The 17,009-nt window shown below is 62.7% G+C and carries 21 protein-coding genes; 13 read left to right on the top strand and 8 right to left on the bottom strand.

Annotated elements, in window-relative coordinates; genetic code table 11:
* Positions 1-3 precede the first annotated feature (3 nt).
* A complete protein-coding gene (locus tag HCN50_RS17995) occupies positions 4-243 on the bottom strand; it encodes a hypothetical protein (protein ID WP_171711004.1) in 240 nt (79 codons plus the stop codon).
* A gap of 217 nt (positions 244-460) precedes the next feature.
* Here HCN50_RS17995 and HCN50_RS18000 point away from each other — a divergent pair, with 217 nt between their 5' ends.
* Complete coding sequence (locus HCN50_RS18000) at positions 461-712, top strand: hypothetical protein (protein WP_171711005.1); 252 nt, start codon at positions 461-463, stop codon at positions 710-712.
* Between the two features lie 615 nt (positions 713-1,327).
* Here the strand turns inward: HCN50_RS18000 and HCN50_RS18005 are convergent.
* On the bottom strand, positions 1,328-2,074 hold the full coding sequence (locus HCN50_RS18005) for an SDR family oxidoreductase (RefSeq protein WP_171711006.1): 747 nt from the start codon (positions 2,072-2,074) through the stop codon (positions 1,328-1,330).
* Positions 2,075-2,236: 162 nt separating this feature from the next.
* Between HCN50_RS18005 and HCN50_RS18010 the strand changes: the two genes are divergently transcribed.
* The 3 genes from HCN50_RS18010 to HCN50_RS18020 all read left to right on the top strand — a co-directional run bounded on the left by HCN50_RS18010 (position 2,237) and on the right by HCN50_RS18020 (position 5,867).
* Positions 2,237-4,318 carry a methyl-accepting chemotaxis protein gene (locus HCN50_RS18010; RefSeq protein ID WP_171711007.1) on the top strand — a complete coding sequence of 694 codons (2,082 nt, stop codon included), beginning with the start codon at positions 2,237-2,239 and terminating at the stop codon, positions 4,316-4,318.
* Between the two features lie 155 nt (positions 4,319-4,473).
* Positions 4,474-5,448 carry a glycerophosphodiester phosphodiesterase family protein gene (locus HCN50_RS18015; protein ID WP_171711008.1) on the top strand — a complete coding sequence of 325 codons (975 nt, stop codon included), beginning with the start codon at positions 4,474-4,476 and terminating at the stop codon, positions 5,446-5,448.
* A 101-nt stretch (positions 5,449-5,549) separates the two neighbouring features.
* Positions 5,550-5,867: an avidin/streptavidin family protein gene (locus tag HCN50_RS18020; RefSeq protein ID WP_235977048.1), complete on the top strand. Its 318-nt coding sequence runs from the start codon at positions 5,550-5,552 to the stop codon at positions 5,865-5,867.
* 63 nt (positions 5,868-5,930) lie between these two features.
* Here the strand turns inward: HCN50_RS18020 and HCN50_RS18025 are convergent, their stop codons facing one another.
* A complete protein-coding gene (locus HCN50_RS18025) occupies positions 5,931-7,553 on the bottom strand; it encodes an ABC-F family ATP-binding cassette domain-containing protein (protein WP_171711009.1) in 1,623 nt (540 codons plus the stop codon).
* Positions 7,554-7,819: 266 nt separating this feature from the next.
* On the opposite strand from HCN50_RS18025, the gene HCN50_RS18030 reads away from it, so the two are divergent.
* The 5 genes from HCN50_RS18030 to HCN50_RS18050 all read left to right on the top strand — a co-directional run bounded on the left by HCN50_RS18030 (position 7,820) and on the right by HCN50_RS18050 (position 9,521).
* A complete protein-coding gene (locus HCN50_RS18030; RefSeq protein WP_171711010.1) occupies positions 7,820-8,269 on the top strand; it encodes a DUF2267 domain-containing protein in 450 nt (149 codons plus the stop codon).
* A 97-nt stretch (positions 8,270-8,366) separates the two neighbouring features.
* Positions 8,367-8,549 carry a hypothetical protein gene (locus tag HCN50_RS18035; RefSeq protein WP_171711011.1) on the top strand — a complete coding sequence of 61 codons (183 nt, stop codon included), beginning with the start codon at positions 8,367-8,369 and terminating at the stop codon, positions 8,547-8,549.
* 15 nt (positions 8,550-8,564) lie between these two features.
* Positions 8,565-8,789, top strand: a complete 225-nt coding sequence (locus HCN50_RS18040; protein ID WP_171711012.1) for a hypothetical protein — start codon at positions 8,565-8,567, stop codon at positions 8,787-8,789.
* Positions 8,786-9,292: a hypothetical protein gene (locus HCN50_RS33675; RefSeq protein WP_235977049.1), complete on the top strand. Its 507-nt coding sequence runs from the start codon at positions 8,786-8,788 to the stop codon at positions 9,290-9,292. The genes HCN50_RS18040 and HCN50_RS33675 overlap by 4 nt, the downstream gene beginning before the upstream one ends.
* A gap of 79 nt (positions 9,293-9,371) precedes the next feature.
* Positions 9,372-9,521 (top strand): hypothetical protein, encoded by a 150-nt coding sequence (locus tag HCN50_RS18050; protein WP_235977050.1) that lies wholly within the window; start codon positions 9,372-9,374, stop codon positions 9,519-9,521.
* A gap of 34 nt (positions 9,522-9,555) precedes the next feature.
* On the opposite strand, the gene HCN50_RS18055 is transcribed toward HCN50_RS18050, so the two are convergent.
* Both HCN50_RS18055 and HCN50_RS18060 read right to left on the bottom strand, forming a co-directional pair.
* On the bottom strand, positions 9,556-9,933 hold the full coding sequence (locus tag HCN50_RS18055; RefSeq protein ID WP_171711014.1) for a response regulator transcription factor: 378 nt from the start codon (positions 9,931-9,933) through the stop codon (positions 9,556-9,558).
* Complete coding sequence (locus tag HCN50_RS18060; protein ID WP_171711015.1) at positions 9,930-10,805, bottom strand: S1C family serine protease; 876 nt, start codon at positions 10,803-10,805, stop codon at positions 9,930-9,932. Before HCN50_RS18060 ends, HCN50_RS18055 begins: the two co-directional genes overlap by 4 nt.
* Before the next feature lie 333 nt (positions 10,806-11,138).
* On the opposite strand from HCN50_RS18060, the gene HCN50_RS18065 reads away from it, so the two are divergent.
* From HCN50_RS18065 to HCN50_RS18075, 3 genes are all read left to right on the top strand, one after another.
* The gene (locus HCN50_RS18065; RefSeq protein ID WP_171711429.1) at positions 11,139-13,391 is read left to right on the top strand and encodes a TonB-dependent siderophore receptor; all 2,253 of its coding nucleotides are present in this window, start codon (positions 11,139-11,141) and stop codon (positions 13,389-13,391) included.
* Positions 13,392-13,453: 62 nt separating this feature from the next.
* A complete protein-coding gene (locus HCN50_RS18070) occupies positions 13,454-14,560 on the top strand; it encodes a PepSY-associated TM helix domain-containing protein (protein WP_311968064.1) in 1,107 nt (368 codons plus the stop codon).
* Positions 14,557-14,757 carry a hypothetical protein gene (locus HCN50_RS18075; protein ID WP_171711016.1) on the top strand — a complete coding sequence of 67 codons (201 nt, stop codon included), beginning with the start codon at positions 14,557-14,559 and terminating at the stop codon, positions 14,755-14,757. Before HCN50_RS18070 ends, HCN50_RS18075 begins: the two co-directional genes overlap by 4 nt.
* Here HCN50_RS18075 and HCN50_RS18080 read toward each other — a convergent pair.
* Both HCN50_RS18080 and HCN50_RS18085 read right to left on the bottom strand, forming a co-directional pair.
* Entirely contained in the window at positions 14,754-15,458 is a 705-nt protein-coding gene (locus tag HCN50_RS18080) for a GrlR family regulatory protein (RefSeq protein WP_171711017.1), read from the bottom strand. The two genes, HCN50_RS18075 and HCN50_RS18080, sit on opposite strands and share 4 nt — an antisense overlap.
* 86 nt (positions 15,459-15,544) lie before the next feature.
* Positions 15,545-15,694: a hypothetical protein gene (locus HCN50_RS18085; protein WP_141686549.1), complete on the bottom strand. Its 150-nt coding sequence runs from the start codon at positions 15,692-15,694 to the stop codon at positions 15,545-15,547.
* 134 nt (positions 15,695-15,828) lie between these two features.
* On the opposite strand from HCN50_RS18085, the gene HCN50_RS18090 reads away from it, so the two are divergent.
* Entirely contained in the window at positions 15,829-16,272 is a 444-nt protein-coding gene (locus HCN50_RS18090; protein WP_171711018.1) for a DMT family transporter, read from the top strand.
* Between the two features lie 50 nt (positions 16,273-16,322).
* On the opposite strand, the gene HCN50_RS18095 is transcribed toward HCN50_RS18090, so the two are convergent.
* The gene (locus HCN50_RS18095; protein WP_171711019.1) at positions 16,323-17,009 is read right to left on the bottom strand and encodes a substrate-binding domain-containing protein; all 687 of its coding nucleotides are present in this window, start codon (positions 17,007-17,009) and stop codon (positions 16,323-16,325) included.

Genomic DNA, 17,009 nt, shown 5'->3' on the forward strand with positions numbered 1-17,009 from the left:
TCTTCAGCTCTCGTCTTCCAGCGTCAGCACCAGGCCGGTCAGCGCCGCGCCGATGCCGAACATCAGGCCGTAAGTCGTAACCAGCATCAGCATGGTTTGAACGGGTGCGGCGCTTTTTGCGACGAGGTCCCTGACATGGAAAGCATCGATAAGGCCGAGCAACAGGACCAGCGATAGCCCGAGCGCGACGCCCATCAGGAAATGGGTCAGCAGCGCATTGAACAGTGATTTTTGCGGACGCATGGCCGCCGTACCTTCGGCATGATGCCCAGCCAACGCACGGCCGAAGGAACTGGTTCCTGCATGCCAGAACAGAAATTCGTCCTGCGCTGCGGCGCGTCGGGGTCAGGAGACGTTTGCAAAACGTTAAGCAAGCGCTGGCACACCCAGCGTGCATTCCCCAGAATCTCCACAATCCCTTTTAGAAAAGACATAACGTTTCGAAAGAGGAGAATTTCCCATGCGGTTAGGGCAAGCAATCTTCTTCGGTTCGGCGGCCGCCCTTCTCACGCTCGCAGCGCCGACGTTGGCAAGAAACTCTGCCACGAATTCCCATCCGGCGAAGACAAGCGAAGCGCCTGCTTCCGCCTCCTGCCATGCCTATCAGCAGCAAGCCGACGGCACCTGGACGCAACGGCCCTGTCTGGAGATGGGCTCCAAGGCGCCCCAACCGAAATCCGCATCGAAGACCGGCACCGAGGAAACGCGCTGAGTGCGCATGGTGACTGTATGCAATGACGCAGCGATACCGGCGACTTGATTGAGGGGCGTCGGCCAACGTCACGAACGCGCGGTGAGATGCGATGGACGCGGATGGCGCGAGAGACGTTGCGCGCGGTAAGCGTACGGCGAAGTCGTGTGGTTCGGGCACCGCGGTGCTGGCGTTAAGTCCTTTGAGAAGCGAAAGCTGCTCGGGGGCGACGGAGGCAAAAGAGCCGTTCTCCGGGGAGAGCACGAACTAAGCCGTAAAGCCATTGCAGGGAAGGCCGGGATGCTCCCGCTGTACCTGTATGCTCGTGTGCATTTTCTTGATGCGCAGGCAGCACACGAGACCGCGGGTGCGGCGTGCACCCAGTCTTCCCTGCGCCCTCTGAATGAGAGGGCGGGCAAAGAAGACGCAAAGCTCGGGCAGTTCATGTCGCGAGATTGCCAACGCATTTCAGTTGTCATCGTCCGAAGGCGAACGATCCACTATTCCAGAGACGCCAGTGATAGAACCAAGAAGCCGCAGCGTAGTGGATCCCTGCCGGAGCCCGTCATCGGGCGTGCGTTCGCGCGACCCGTGAGCGGGGATGACGACAGAATGTTGCGACGCGACCGCCCGCGCTTACGCCGTCTTCGACAACCAGTCATCGAAACGCGTCGGCATGATCCGCGCGCCCTCGTCCGGCACCAGCGTGCGCAACGCCAGCGCCGCGCCGAAATACGGCACGTCGGCGGCCGCCACGATCTTGCTGGTATCGCCCCGCTTGCGCAGCCATCGGCCCACGAAGTCTGCAAGCGGCGCCGCTTCGGGACCTGCAACATCGCGTATACCGTTAGCGGGCTCGCCAAGCGTCACATCGGCCAGCGCTTCCGCGACTTCATCGGCGAGCAACGGCTGCATCAACTGGCTGGACACATGAACCTCTCCGTCCCAGCGCCCGGAATCCGCAATCGCGCCGACGAATTCGAAGAACTGGGTGGCGCGCAGGATCGTGTAGGCCAGGCCCGACGCCGCAATCAGCCGTTCCTGCGCCAGTTTGGCGCGGAAATAGCCGCTGCTCTCGAGCCGGTCGGTACCGACGATCGACAGCGCAATGAGATGGCGTACGCCCGCCCGCTTCGCCGCCGTGACCAGGTTGGCCGTCCCCGTCTCGAAGAAGTGCAGCACCGCCTTGTCCTCGAACGAGGGCGAATTCGACACGTCGACGACAATGTCGGCGCCCGCAAGCGCCTGTTGCAGGCCCTCTCCGGTCGTGGCGTTGACGCCCCTGCTCGGCGACGCCTGCAGCACCTCATGACCGCGCGAGACGAGCAACGGTGCCAATTTCGAGCCGATCAGGCCCGTACCGCCAATGATTACGATCTTCATTTTCTCGGCTCCTCTGTCCTGACAGCCGCGGCAACCCCTGCACCTCTCACCAGGACGAAATGAGGGCACCGGCGTGACACGCCCAACCGTAACCCCGGATTAATTAGCACCACTTATACTGACGGCCCGCACGTCCGCACCAGCGCAATGGCCTGAAATCCTATGAAAATCGGCACCCTTCTCACCGCTGCTATCGTCTCGCTTTCCGCCGTCGGTGGCGGCCTCGCCGTCTATGTGGCGGCTTCGAAATACCAGACCATGGAGAAGGTCTCGGTCGCGCAGAGCCGGCTGGAGGTGGTGCGAGCGGTCGGGGACATCCCGCGCTATATGAATCCCGAGCGCGGCTTTGCCACCAACATCATGTTCGGACCTCCCGCCGTGGATCCGAAGCAGCTCGCTGAACTCGACAAGTATCGCAAGAATACCGATGGGGCGCGTGACAGGATGAACCGGGTCAAGGCGACCCTGCCGGGCGCGATCGAAGACAGTGCCGCGGTCAGCAGCATCATCGATGCCCTGAATACCCAATTCGCTGCGCTGCGTGCAGCCATTGACAAGGCTCTCACTGGTCCGGCGGAAGCCCGCCGCGATGCGGCCAAGAAAATCGTTTCCGACAACTCGGTCTTCAACAAGGCTGTCACGACGCTTCTCGACGAGCAGGTGCGCAAGATCGCGCTGCTCGACGGCACCGCCTACCGGCAGGCAAGCTATGCCAACATTGCGTGGACGCTACGCGACGTCGGCGGTCTCAACTCCAGCCTGCACAAGAATCTCATCGGCGCCAACCGGCCGGCAACCGAAGCCGAGAAGATGGATATCAGCCGCTCGCAGGGACGGAACGATCAGATTTTGATGTCCCTGCAGGAATTGCGCGGCAATCCCTCCACGCCGGCCAATGTGGCCGCGGCGCTCGACAAGATGAACGCGGCGTATGTCGATCGCTTCGGCAAAGAGCTGAAACTCGTCAAGGATGGCGCCATCACCGGCAAATATGAACACGATATGGACACCTACTACGCCGAGACGCAACTTGGTCTTGCGTCCATCATTGCGGTCCGCGACGCCTTCTACGACAACGCCGAGCAGGTCCTTGGTGAAGCCTATTCCTCCGCACGCTTCAGCTTCCTGGTCGCGCTTGCGGGCCTTCTCGCGGTGATCACCGCCAGTGCCGCGCTGATTGTGATGGTGCGTCGCCGCGTCTGCAGTCCGATCGTCGACCTCACCGCCACCATGTCGCGGCTGGCCAGCGGCGACGTATCCGGCGAAATTCCCGGCGCCGAGCGCGGCGACGAGATCGGTGCGATGGCGGCTGCCGTCCGCGTCTTCAAGGACAACATGATCGAGGCGGAACGTCTCGCCGCCGAAAAGGCCGCCGAGAACGACGGCAAGATGCGCCGCGCCCAGGTGCTCGACGAACTCACCCGCGCGTTCGAGGCCAAGGTTACCGAACTGGTCGGCGGGCTTTCCGCAGCGTCTGCCGTCATGGAGGATACCGCGCAGTCGATGTCGTCGACCGCAACGCTGACCAATCGTCAGGCGGCGATCGTCGCCGCCGCCTCCGACCAGACCTCCGCCAATGTGCAGACGGTTGCCAGCGCCACCGAGGAGCTCGCCTCCTCGATCTCCGAGATCGGCCGCCAGGTCGCGCAATCGACCGAAATCGCCGCCCGCGCAGTCGACAACGCGCGGCGCACCGGCGAGACCGCCCGCTCGCTCGCCGAGGGCGCGCAGAAGATCGGCGACGTCGTGACACTGATCCAGAGCATCGCCGCGCAGACCAACCTGCTGGCGCTGAACGCGACCATTGAAGCTGCGCGCGCCGGCGATGCCGGCCGCGGCTTTGCCGTTGTCGCCTCAGAAGTCAAATCGCTGGCCGGCCAGACCGCGAAGGCGACCACCGAAATCTCCGAGCAGATTGCTTCAATTCAGGCGGCGAGCGACCAGACCGTAACGGCGATCCAGAACGTCGCCAACGTGATCGCCGAAATCGACCAGATCGGCACCGCCATTGCGGCGGCGATCGAGGAGCAGGGCTCGGCGACCCAGGAAATCTCCCGCAGCGTGCAGGAAGCCGCGCGGGGCACCCAGGAAGTCAACTCCAACATCACCGGCGTCCAGAAGGCCGCCGACGACACCGGCGCCGCCGCCAATCAGGTGCTCGGCGCGGCCGAGCAATTGTCCTCGCAGTCCAAGGATCTCGCCGGACAGGTCAATCGATTCCTCTCGGAAGTGCGCGCGGCGTAAATTCGCTTGTCAGTCGGCAAAGCCGACATGGCGGACGAAATCGCGGTTGGCTCCGGCGCGATGCGCAGCGTCATCTCGCGCCTCGCCGCATCCGCTGCCGCAAATCGACCAGAAATTGTGTCTAGCCACTGCGCCTCGCACGTGGGGGCAAGCCTTTGAACAAGAAGCTGAAATATGCGGCGGCGGCGATCGCCGTCTTTGGCGCAGCCATCTACCTCAACAACACCAATCATCTTGCCGCCCATCAGCAGGGCAAGCCCGTCCTGCTCGCGCATCGCGGCATTGCTCAGCGCTTCGACGAGCGCGAGCTGAAGAACGACACCTGCACGGCGGCGCGAATGCTGCCGTCAAGCCATCACTATCTGGAGAACACGATCGAATCGATGCGAGCCAGCCTTGCGGCCGGCGCCGATGTCGTCGAGCTCGACGTTCACCCGACGACCGACGGCGAATTCGCGGTGTTTCACGACTGGACGCTGGATTGCCGAACCGACGGGCGCGGCCTCACGCGCGAACACTCCATGGCCTATTTGAAGAAGCTCGATATCGGCTATGGCTATACAGCCGATGGTGGCAAGACCTTTCCGTTTCGCGGCAAGGGCATCGGCCTGATGCCGACGCTCACTGAGGTGCTGGCGACCTTTCCGCGAGGGCGGCTCCTGATCAATGTCAAGAGCCGCGACCCGTCCGAGGGGGAGAAGCTGGCGGCCGTGCTGGACAAGCTCCCCGCCGAACGCCGGGCGCAGATCATGGTCTATGGCGGCGAGGAGCCGGTCGAGATCGTGCGTCAGCGCCTTCCCGATATCCGAACGATCTCGCGCGCCACGATCAAGCGCTGCCTGCTCGGCTACATCGGCTACGGCTGGAGCGGCGTGGTGCCGAAAGCCTGCCATAACGCGATGGTGATGGTACCGATCAATGTCGCGCCTTGGATGTGGGGTTGGCCGGACCGCTTCCTCAACCGCATGAAGGCGGCCAACAGCGAAGTTTTCGTGCTCGGCCCCTATCGCGGCGGCGAATTCTCGACCGGGATCGATACGCCGGAGCAGTTCGCGCGGCTGCCAGCAAACTATTCGGGAGGAATCTGGACCAACGAGATCGAGGCCATCGCGCCGCTCGTGGGCAAATAGCGCTCGTGGATTTGCGGGATCCGAGAACCCGACTCGCTGCGAAGCGGAACATCCCTCGCTTGCTGTCGTTTTAGCCGGCGTTAGCGGAAGGGAATGCACCCATGACGTGGAAAGGCAAATGGCGAAATCAATACGGCTCCATCGTCGACATTACCGACGACGCCAATCGCAGGATCAGCGGCACCTTCAAAACTGCGCTGAGAGACAGCGGGTTCTACGGACAGGAAATTCCCATCGTCGGTATTCATCAGGGCGATTGCATCAGTTTTGTCGCCGGTGGTGAAACTGCGGCCGGAGATGCCGCGGTCTCTACACCGGCCTGCTGCGCGACGGAAAAATGGAAACGATGTGGTTCGTCGTCGTTGACAGCGAGATCCGGGCGCCGACAGAAGGTGCATCCGGCAAGAAGGAAAAACTGAACTGGTGGCGTTCAATCAGCACCAACGCCGATACGTTCGAGCGCGTGTGACAAGCCTTCCATCTCAGCTCCGCAAGCCCGGCGCTTCCTGCCCGGTGCGCGCGACATATTCGGTGTAACCGCCGCCAAATTGGTGGATGCCCTCCGGCGTCAGCTCGAGCACGCGGTTGGAGAGCGCCGCGAGGAAATGCCGGTCGTGGGACACGAACAGCATGGTACCCTCGAACTCGGACAGCGCCTTGATCAGCATTTCCTTGGTCGCGAGGTCCAGGTGGTTGGTCGGCTCGTCCAGCACCAGGAAATTCGGCGGATCGTAGAGCATTTTTGCCATCACCAGCCGCGCCTTCTCGCCGCCCGAGAGCACGCGGCACTTCTTCTCGACGTCGTCGCCGGAGAAACCAAAGCAGCCCGCGAGGGCGCGGAGCGAACCTTGTCCCGCCTGCGGAAAGGAATCTTCCAGCCATTCGAACACCGTGCGTTCACCGTCGAGCAGGTCCATGGCGTGCTGGGCGAAGTAGCCCATCTTGACGCTGCCGCCGATCGCCACCGTGCCATCGTCGGGTTCGGCCGAGCCCGCCACCAGCTTCAGCAGCGTCGACTTGCCGGCGCCGTTGACGCCCATCACGCACCACCGCTCCCTGCGGCGGATCATGAAATCGAGGCCCTGATAGATGGTGCGGCTGCCATAGCCCTTGTGGACGTTCTTCAGGCTGACGACATCCTCGCCCGAGCGCGGCGCCGGCAGGAATTCGAACGCCACCGTCTGCCGTCGCTTCGGCGGCTCGACGCGCTCGATCTTGTCGAGCTTTTTCACCCGGCTCTGCACCTGCGCCGCATGCGAAGCGCGCGCCTTGAAGCGCTCGATGAACTTGATCTCCTTCGCCAGCATCGCCTGTTGGCGCTCGAACTGGGCCTGCTGCTGCTTTTCGTTCAGCGCGCGCTGCTGCTCGTAGAACTCGTAATTGCCGGAATATGTCGTGAGCGTACCGCCGTCGATCTCGACGACCTTGTTGATGATACGGTTGATGAACTCGCGGTCATGCGAGGTCATCAACAGCGCGCCCTCATACCCCTTCAGGAACTGCTCGAGCCAGATCAAGCTCTCGAGGTCCAGATGGTTGCTCGGCTCGTCCAGCAGCATCACGTCAGGCCGCATCAGGAGGATGCGCGCCAGCGCGACCCGCATCTTCCAGCCCCCGGAAAGCGCGCCGACGTCACCCTCCATCATCTCCTGGCTGAAGCCTAAGCCCGACAACGCCTCGCGGGCCCTGCCGTCAAGCGCATAGCCGTCGAGCTCCTCGAAGCGGTGCTGCACCTCGCCGTAGCGCGCGATGATATCTTCCATCTCGTCGGCGGAATCAGGATCGGCCATCGCGGCCTCGAGGTCCCTCAGCTCGTTCGCCACGACGCTGACCGGCCCTGCACCATCCATCACCTCGGCCACCGCGCTGCGGCCCGACATCTCGCCGACGTCCTGGCTGAAATAGCCGATAGTAATGCTCCGGTCGAGCGAGACCTGACCCTCATCGGGTAGCTCCTGACCGGAAATCATCCGGAAAAGCGTGGTCTTGCCGGCCCCGTTCGGGCCGACCAGGCCGATCTTTTCGCCCTTCTGCAGGGCTGCGGAGGCTTCGATGAACAGGATCTGGTGGCCGACTTGCTTGCTGACGTTATCGAGACGGATCATTGGGCCCTGAAAGGAAGAAATCGCTGTGGCCGCTGCTTAAGACATCCTGCGTGCTTGTGGAAGCGGTTCCTAAATGCCGCGACCGCAATAAGCGGTGCGACCTAACGATGTTTTGAACCTCATCTGCAACTGCACTTCAAGAGACATATCCGCGTGGGCCGAATGAACTCACGTGTTGGCGCCTAAAACCTTCACAGCGCTTGCGAACCGATCTGTACCGGCATCGTTAGCCCATCATCTCCAATCGAAACCTTGGGAGAGTTCCCATGAGTGCAACAGGTCTCGAAGTATTCGACAGAACGCTCCAGATCACCAACACGTGGTTGGACGAAGTCATGGCGACGCTGCCGCGCGATCGCAAACTGGCATGGCATATTCTGGGTTCAGTATTGCGAACCATCCGCGACCGGGTTCCGGTCAATCTGGCCGCGCATCTGGGTGCGCAGCTTCCGCTACTGGTGCGCGGCACCTATTACGACCAATGGCGGCCGAGTGAAACACCGAAGGCATGGCGATCGGCAGATGAATTTCTTGCCATTATCTCGACAGAGCTTAGTTCGCAGAAGCCGGTCGACTCCAAGGATGCAGCGCAAGCGGTGTTCCGCGTGCTGAACCATCATGTCGATCCCAACCAGGTCGAGAAGATGCGCCACGCGCTTCCGGAAGAGGTTCAGGCGTTGTGGCCCCGCGACAACCGGGTTTCATCGGCGGCCTGATGCGGCATCTGATCGCGGTTCCGCAAATCGATAAGAACCCTGCTATTTGCCGGGCGTTGTCTTTCAGCACCAAGGCAACCAACAACTGGAGCCAGCAATGACCAAACCTCCGCCCGTGCCGCAAGACAATCAGAGCCATAAGGGTACCGGCGATCCCAAATCCGGCAACGCCCATGAAGTTCGGAAGGGCCGCAGCCGCGTTGAAAATCCCCGTGAGCAGGGCCAGCAGGGCAACACCGCGCAAAACACGACTCATCAGGGCTATCAACAGGATCGCTAGTCAGGAGTACGCACCATGTCGACTTCGACCAAAACGCCCGCGAGCGTTCGCCAGGGCGGCCCTGGTGCTTCCCACGAGAACGCCAAGGCGCCGCTTCACGTCAAAAAGCCGCCTGCCGATGATCCGCAGCGCCGGCACAGCAAAGTATCCGGCGGTGGCGGCGAGCATGACAGCCACCATACTCACCAGCCGGAACGAAAGGGCGGTGGCACCCATCCCGCATCGAAGGAGGCCTCATGAGCACCAAGCATGTGAAACTGAACCGGCCGACTAACGTCGATCTTGTTCGCAATCCGCTGATCGGCGGCTCGAAGGGAACATCCATCGCCCAGGTGACGTCCGACGAGCTCGACGAATTCGGCGGCGCCAACACCTTCGAGGGCGACATCGAGAATGACACCAATCCGCAGGGCGGCATCGATAAGGCAGAAGTCCGAGACAGGCGCCGCGGACCCCCGCAAAACGATCGGGACAGCGGCCCACGGAGGATGCCGCTGCAGGGGAAGAAGACGCACGAGCAGCAATTGCGCATGCTGGAAAGAAAGCCTGATGTCCCCGACGCGAGACAGATGGAGGAGGAAATCACGCGCACGCAACACGCTGGCGGCACCAAAACCGTCAAGCGCGAAGCGCGGCAATCGGAATTTCCGGTAAGCCGCGGCGGCCTCAACCAGGAAAGCCAGCACAACAAGCACAACAATCCGGGGCAGTCAGGCCACAAGCCCCAAAAGCCACAGGGATAGTATCATGACACGCGGAGCACACGGAGACGGCAAGCATCTGGGACCCGGCGCGAAAGGTAAAGGCGCCGGGACTGGTGCCATGACCGACGTACAGGACGATCTCATCGGCGAAAACATGGTGCTCTCGAACCGCGACAAGACCGAGCATTCGCGCGACCGCGGTCAAGACAGCAAATGGACCCAAACCGAACAACTGAAGGACCACGCGGCCAACAAGGGCCGCGGATAGGGAGCGAAAGGCGCGTCGACGCGCGCTCCGACAGTTACAGGTTGATCACACCAAGCCGCGCCGCATGCGCTACCGCATCGGTGCGGCCGGTGGCGTCGAGCTTCTCGAGCAGCGAGCCGACATGGAATTTGGCCGTGTGGACGGATATTCCGAGCCGTTGCGCGATCGCCTTGTTCGAAGCGCCTTCCGCCATCAGCACGAGCACATCGCGTTCCCGCGGGGTAAGGTCGATATCAGCCGGCTCAGTGACGGTCGGCGGCGCGCGTGACACGAGCGCGACCGTCGCTTCCTCTCTCCGCGCCGCCAGGCGAATGCCGGCTACGCCACTGAGCAGCGCCGCAAGCCGGTCCGCCACCGCCGCATCCTCGATCTCAATAGCGACCACGATGACCGGCGGCGACTCGCCGCTCATGTTTCCGCCCTTTCGCCGATCGTGAGTTTGACTTGAACCGGCGCACCGGCGCGCCTGATCGCTACGTCGACAACCGAGCCGACGCTGTCGGGACCGAGCGCTCGCATCAGTGACCGCACGCCTGAGAGCTTCTCGTTGTTCCAGCCGACGATGATGTCACCCTGCCGAATGCCGGCGGCAGCCGAGGGGCCCGCTCTATCGACACTCATCACCATTGCGCCGAGGCCATCTTCGAGCTCGACGGGCTGCAATCCAACGCCGAGATAACCCCTTGCAATCCGGCCATGCGTTTCAAGCCTTCCGGCAACCCGATCGATCGTGGCACTGGGAATCACAAGGATCCGACGCACTCCCTGCACGGCCATGCCGACGGCTTCGCCGGCGGCATTGAGGACCAGGCCACCCTCCTGACGACGCCGCAGTCGCGCGTCTAGTTCGATCCTCGCGTCGATCTCTCCACCCCGAATACTGCGCCAGCGGTCACCGATCAGCGATACCATCCCGAGCGCCGCAGTCGGAACGCCCTGCTCCGCCGCAACGACGACAGACAGCGAGCCGAGATCCGGGATGACGGACGATAGCGTGATCGGCACGCTATTTTCGGCATCGAAGCGCAGCAGCGCGATGTCCGTCGTATGATCGCGTCCCGCGATGCGGGCCGGCCGATCGGTCCCCTCGGAAAACCTGATCGAAACTTCGCCTTCCTCGGCCAACGGCTCATCGGCCGTCACGATCAAGCCGGGCTTCCAGACAAAGCCGGAGGCCCGCGAGCGATGGGAATGCACCGAGACGATCGCCGGTTTTGTCCGTGCGACAATATCGGCAAGGGCTGAGGATAGCGACGGAAGGATCGATGCGTTCAGGTCGGCCATGGTGCGAACTCCTGGATCGTTTGAATCCAATCTGAGGGTTCGGCTTGCGTTCGGGAACTAGCCTGATGGGGAGGCGGTGAGACCTATTTTGACTTCGAACGCGGCTCCGCGCTCAGGACCACCTTGCGGAATTGCCGAGCGTTCTGCTCCCTACATCTCCCACGTGTTAGTGCCGCATCGTTCTAACCACAGGCTATTTATTGGAAGCCCTCTAAGAACGTTTCCATTAGAGGAATCTGACCGCCTCGCGTATGCGTCGCTCGTCGCGTAGCCGAACTCTCGAAGCGCGGCGAAGTGCTCGCAGGTTGGGGTGGAACCTTGAAGTCTCGTGATTTGTTAGCGGTCGCCGCGTCGGCGACCGTATCCGCATTGGCGTTGTGGCCGCAGGCGTCGTTCGCGCAGTCAAGCTCTCCTCGGTCGGAATCCGGGGCCGAGTCGTTACCTCCCGTGATCGTCGCTGCGCCGGAGGCGCGCCGTCGCGCCGCGGCGCCGGAGCGGCGGCAAACACGGCGCGCAACGCAGGCACCCCAGCCCAACCGGCCGCAGCCGCAGCGCGAGGTCGGCGTCGTCGTCGAAAACCCGCGTGGAGCAGTCCAGGGTTACGTCGCCGGCCGCTCAATGGCAGGCACCAAGACCAACACGCCGATCATGGAGACGCCGCAGTCGCTGTCGGTGATCGGCGGCGAGCAGATTCGCGACCAGAAACCCGGCAAGTTCGACGAGATTTTGCGTTACACGCCGGGCGTCGTCGCCGGAACGTTTGGCGCGGACAATCGCAACGACTGGTTCCTGATCCGCGGCTTCAAGTCGGAGGATGTCGGCCTGTTCCTCGACGGGCTGCAGCTCTTCTACACATCCTATGCGAGCTGGAAGCTGCAGCCGTTCAACCTCGCACGCGTCGAGGTGCTGCGCGGTCCCTCCGCCGTGCTGTATGGCGGCTCCAGCCCCAGCGGCATCGTCAACGCGGTCAGCAAGACGCCCCCGGTGGAGCCGATCCGCTATCTCGAGACCGGCGTCAACAATTTCGGCAACGCCTATCTGGGATTTGATTTCGGCGGCCCGGTCGCAACTGCACCCGAAAACGGCAAGTTGTACTACCGTGTGGTTGGCCAGATCCAGAACGGCGGCACCCAGGTCGATTTCACGCCCAACAATAACTATTTCATCGCGCCGTCGCTGACCTGGAAGCCTGACGCCGATACGACATTCACCGTGCTGGCCTCAGCTGCGAAGAACGAGACTCGCAGCGAGAACTTCCTGCCCTATATTGGCAGCGTAGTCGACGCACCGTTCGGCCGCATCCCAACCCGCCTGTTCACCAGCGATCCCAGCGTCGATACTTTCAAGCGCGAACAGGAGATGATTGGCTACCAGTTCGAGCGCAATCTCTCCGATGACGTGACGTTTCGGCAGAACGCCCGCTTTGCCCATGTCGACGTAACGCTCTCCACGCTGTTCGGCCTTGGTTACGTGAACGGGGATCCGTCTACAGCTACGTTGGCACGCGGCAACTTCCTCACACACGGCATTGCCAATCAGGGCAATCTAGACAGCCAGCTTGAATACCGCTTCAACACCGGCATTCTCAGACATACCGCGCTGTTTGGCCTCGATCTCAAGCATTACCAGATCGATGATTGGCAAGGATTTGGCGGCGCTACACCGCTCAATCTTTTGAACCCGGTCTATACGCCGACCGCGCGCTTCAATGGCGCCCCCTTCCAGGATGCGAGGCTAACTCAGAAGCAGCTCGGTTTCTATGCGCAGGACCAAATCAAGCTCGACCGCTTTACGCTGGTGCTGAGCGGCCGCAATGATTGGGTCGAAACCGACAACGCGAACCATATCGGCCCCAGTCAGAGCCGCGAGGACAGCAAGTTCAGCGGACGGGCCGGCCTGATCTATAATTTCGATTTCGGCCTTGCGCCCTACGTCTCCTATGCAACCAGCTACAACCCGGTCATCGGCCTCAACTCCGGCCAGTTGCTGTTGCCGGAGACCGGCCAGCAAACCGAGGTCGGATTCAAATTCCAGCCGAACGGCTTTAACGGTCACTTCGGCTTCGCATGGTTCGATTTGAAGCGTCAGAATGCGCTGACGACCGATCCGAACAACGTGTTGCTGCCGACCCAGAACGGCGAAGTCACGTCGCGTGGCTTCGAACTTGAGGCCGTGGCGAACCCCCTCCCCGGGCTTAAATTGGTCGGCGCGTTCACGACCTACGATCTCTTCGTCAGCAAGGACCTGAATCCGGCGCTGATCGGAAAGGCCCCCACCAACACGCCGCAAACACTGACCTCCGGCTGGGTCGACTACACCTTCCAGGAGGGGCCGCTGACCGGTTTCGGCCTCGGCGGCGGCGTGCGCTATATCGGCGGCTCCTTTGCCGACAATCTCAATACGATGCCGGTCCCCTCCGTCGTGCTCGGCGACGTCACGGTTCACTATGAATGGCAGAACTGGCGCGCCGCGCTCAATGTCATCAACGTCGCCGACACGACCTATGTTGCGAACTGTTCCTCGCCGACTGCCTGCTTCTACGGCGACCGCCGCCGTGCGACAGCGAGCCTGTCGTACAAATGGTAGAGCGCCTGAAGACCGATTGAAGGGAGGCTACCCTGAAAGCCAGAACCGTTCGTATCTGGTCGGTGGTCCATACCTGGAGCAGCCTGATATCGACGCTGTTCCTGCTCTTGTTGTGCATCACCGGCCTGCCGCTGATCTTTCATCACGAGATCGACGAGCTGCTTGGCTACGATCCGAAGCCCGAGATCGCCCAGCCGGGCGCGGCGAAGCGGAGCATCGACGAGATCGCCCGCACCGCGCTTGCGAACGACCCCGGCCGCGTTCTGCAATACATCTTGTGGGACAAGGACGAGCCGAACAACGTGATCGCCTTCACCAACAACAAGGTGGACGGCGATCCGGATGCTGCGACGCTCCGGGCGTATGACGCCCACACAGCCAAGCCGCTCGGCCCGGTCGGTGGCGGCCCGATGCTGGTCTTCCTGAAACTCCACGTCGATATGTTTGCGGGCCAGCCCGGCAAGCTGTTCCTCGGCGCAATGGGCTTTCTGTTTCTGGTCGCGATCATCTCCGGCGTGGTGCTGTACTGGCCGTTCACGCGGCGCCTCAGCTTTGGCACGCTCCGGGACAAGTCGCGCCGTATCGCCTGGTTCGACTGGCATAACCTCTTGGGCGCGGTGACGATCGCATGGGCGCTTGTGGTGGGCGCCACCGGCGTCATCAACACGCTCGCCGAGGTGATGCTGAACCAGTGGAAGGCCACCGAACTCGCCGACATGGTCAAGCCCTATGCCGGCAAGCCGCCGCCGGTGCATCTCGCTTCGCTCGATGCGACGATCGAAAGAGCGCGGCAGACAGCGCCTGGCATGAACGTCTCCTTCATCGCCTTTCCGGGGACGCCGTTCACGAGCTCGCATCACTTCGCGGTGTTCATGCGCGGCGACACGCCGTTGACGTCGCGGCTGCTCAAGCCTGTGCTGCTCGACGGCGAAACCGGGGCAGTCTCCGACGCGCGCGATCTTCCCGTGTATCTGAAGGCGCTGTTGGTGTCGCAGCCGCTGCACTTCGGCGACTATGGCGGCATGCCGCTGAAGATCATTTGGGCCCTGCTCGACATCATGACCATCGTCGTGATCGGCAGCGGGCTCTATCTATGGGTGGCTAAACGACGTAAGCATCGCAGCCACGCGATGGCTGCCGGGCAGCCTGCGTTGCAGCCGTCGCGATGACCGACGCGCGCAAATTACGATCCAGCGGCAATTGGCGGACCGTGTATGGCGGCCCGCTGCTGATCGGCGTGCTCTCGGTTGTGGGGCTTTTGAGCGCGCTGTTGTACGAAGGTCCGGGCCGCTATTTTTCGTGGCTCGCACTCGGCGCCCCCATCGCGCTCACCGGGTGGTTCTACGCGCGACGCAAGCGCGCCTAAACCGGCTGCATTAATTTCAGCGTGGCAGCCAGCCGTAGGCTGCGCTTTCCCGCCAGCGCAATGGCTTCGAGCTCGGCGCCGGCGTCGTCGCAAGTGCCGGTAAAGCCGATGCCCACCTCATGGCCGCCGAACACGGGATTTTCGCCCTTCGCGGGCGTGTGCTCCTGGTTGAGGATCTCGCCCTTCCAGCGGCCGTCGGCCGACGAATAGGAGCCGAGATAATAGAAAAAGGCATCGCCGCCGAGGATGCGGCCGTCCAGCAGCAGCATCACGCCCGATAAGCCCGCCTCGACCCCGTCGAGCGCGCGAAGCCGGAGGGAATAGAGCCCGTTGACGATGCCGCCCTGCCCGACGGTGCCGACCGGCGGCAGCGCCTCGTCGTCGAGTCGCGTCAATTCGGCCCAGAACAACGCGCCCGGCCGCGGCGCGGCACTGCCTTCAAAACGAATCTTGTTGCCCTTCAGCCTGCCACGTACGCTGATAGCGGCGACGTCGGTATCCATCAGCGGCTTGTAGTGGAGATCGTCATTGTGGCGCTGGGTGATGACCTCGCCGAGGATTTCCTCAGCCGTCTCCTGATAGGTGCCGAGATGAGCAAAGGCGGAATTGCCACCCAACAGCTTTCCGTTGTGCATGCACATGATGCTGCGGCCGAACGCGTCGTTCACGCCGTACTCGACCTTGTAGAGCCCGTTCAGCAACGGAAATATCCTGGACTATCGATAAATGGTCCCGCGGGGGATTAGCACCGCTGCAGGGCCGGGGCCAGCCGCGTTTTAACGCAGGGTCAATGCCGCTTGAAATACTGCACGGCGCGCTCGTGCTTTTCCGCCGCCGCGCGGGATTTGAAGGTTCCCAGGTTACGCCGCTTGCCCGTTTTCGGGTTGATTTTGCGGGAATAGAGCCGGTATTCACCCGATTGCAGTTTTCGGATCATTGGAAAGCACCCCTCATTGGCGCGCCCCCGTACGCAATAATTGCGCCGCGCACCCTCTTGTTCCGCTACCGCTATTCACGTTGTCTGTGGCCTTGCCATACGTGATCGCTGGCACGGAATGAAGGGAGGGCCTGGTGCAACATTTCTTTCTCTACCTGCTCGCGCTCGGCGCCGGCGTCAGCGTCGCAACCCAGCAGGTGCTCAATGGCAACCTGCGCACCGCGCTTGCATCGCCGGCCTGGGCCGGGCTGGTCAGCTATGCGGTCGGCCTCCTGGCCATGATCGTTGCGGTGATTGCGCTCGGGGAGCGGGTGCCGTCCTGGAAAACGATGGCCGATGTGCCGTGGTACGCCTGGTCCGGCGGCGCGTTCGGCGCCGCTTTCATTCTGCTGGCAATCCTGCTGCTGCCCTCGCTCGGCGCTGCGACGCTGTTTGCGCTGGTCATTGCCGGGCAGGTGCTCGCAGCGGTGACGCTCGACCATTTCGGCGCGCTCGGACTGACGCCGCATCCCGTCAGTGTGGCACGGCTCGCCGGCGCGGTGCTATTGATCGCAGGCGTCGTCCTGATCCGGGAATAATCGCCGGCGCCTCAGATGCACATGCAGGTTGCTTCGGCATGGCACAAAATTCAAGGCTCGAGCCCGCTTGCGCGCAAGGCCGGCGCGACCTCGGGCGAGGCGAGAAGCCGCAGCAACAGGTCCGCTTCAGCGGGCTTGCTCGTTGCCGCCATTCGTCCAGCGGAAAACACCGCAGGCGTCTGCAGCTCGCGGGGAATCGGTCCGACGACGTCGACGCCGGGTACCTGCTTCAACTCGCTGATCTGCTGGATGGCGAGATCAGCCTCGCCGGTGAGCAGGCGTTCGGCGGTGAAGCCTTGCGGGATGATGACCGCGCGGGCGTTGATGTCGGCGGCGATGCCGAGCCGATCGATCAGCTTTGCGAACAGAATGCCGCTCGCGCCAAGCCGCGAATAGGCAACCGAGCGGGCGCCAAGCAGTGTCGCGCGCAGCGCTGCCTCGGTCGCGATCTCAGGATGCGCTGTGCCTGCCTTCACGGCGACGCCGACGAAGGAGCGCGCCAGGTCCACGCAGCTCTCGGCGACCACCCGTCCGTCGCGCGCGACCTCGTCCAGCCCCTCGCGGGTCAGAATCACGACGTCGGCCGCTTCGCCCGCGCGCAGCCGGTCGAGCAGCGCCAATGTCGGCGCAAAATCGGCATCGATGTGTCCGCCGCCGGCGGCTTGGTACTGACCGGCCAGGCGACAGACGGCGCCCTTCAACGCCAGCGTCGAGAGTACGCGAAGGGCATTGCTCAT

It is taken from the genome of Bradyrhizobium archetypum (genome assembly GCF_013114835.1).
GTDB classification, from domain to species: Bacteria; Pseudomonadota; Alphaproteobacteria; order Rhizobiales; family Xanthobacteraceae; genus Bradyrhizobium; species Bradyrhizobium archetypum.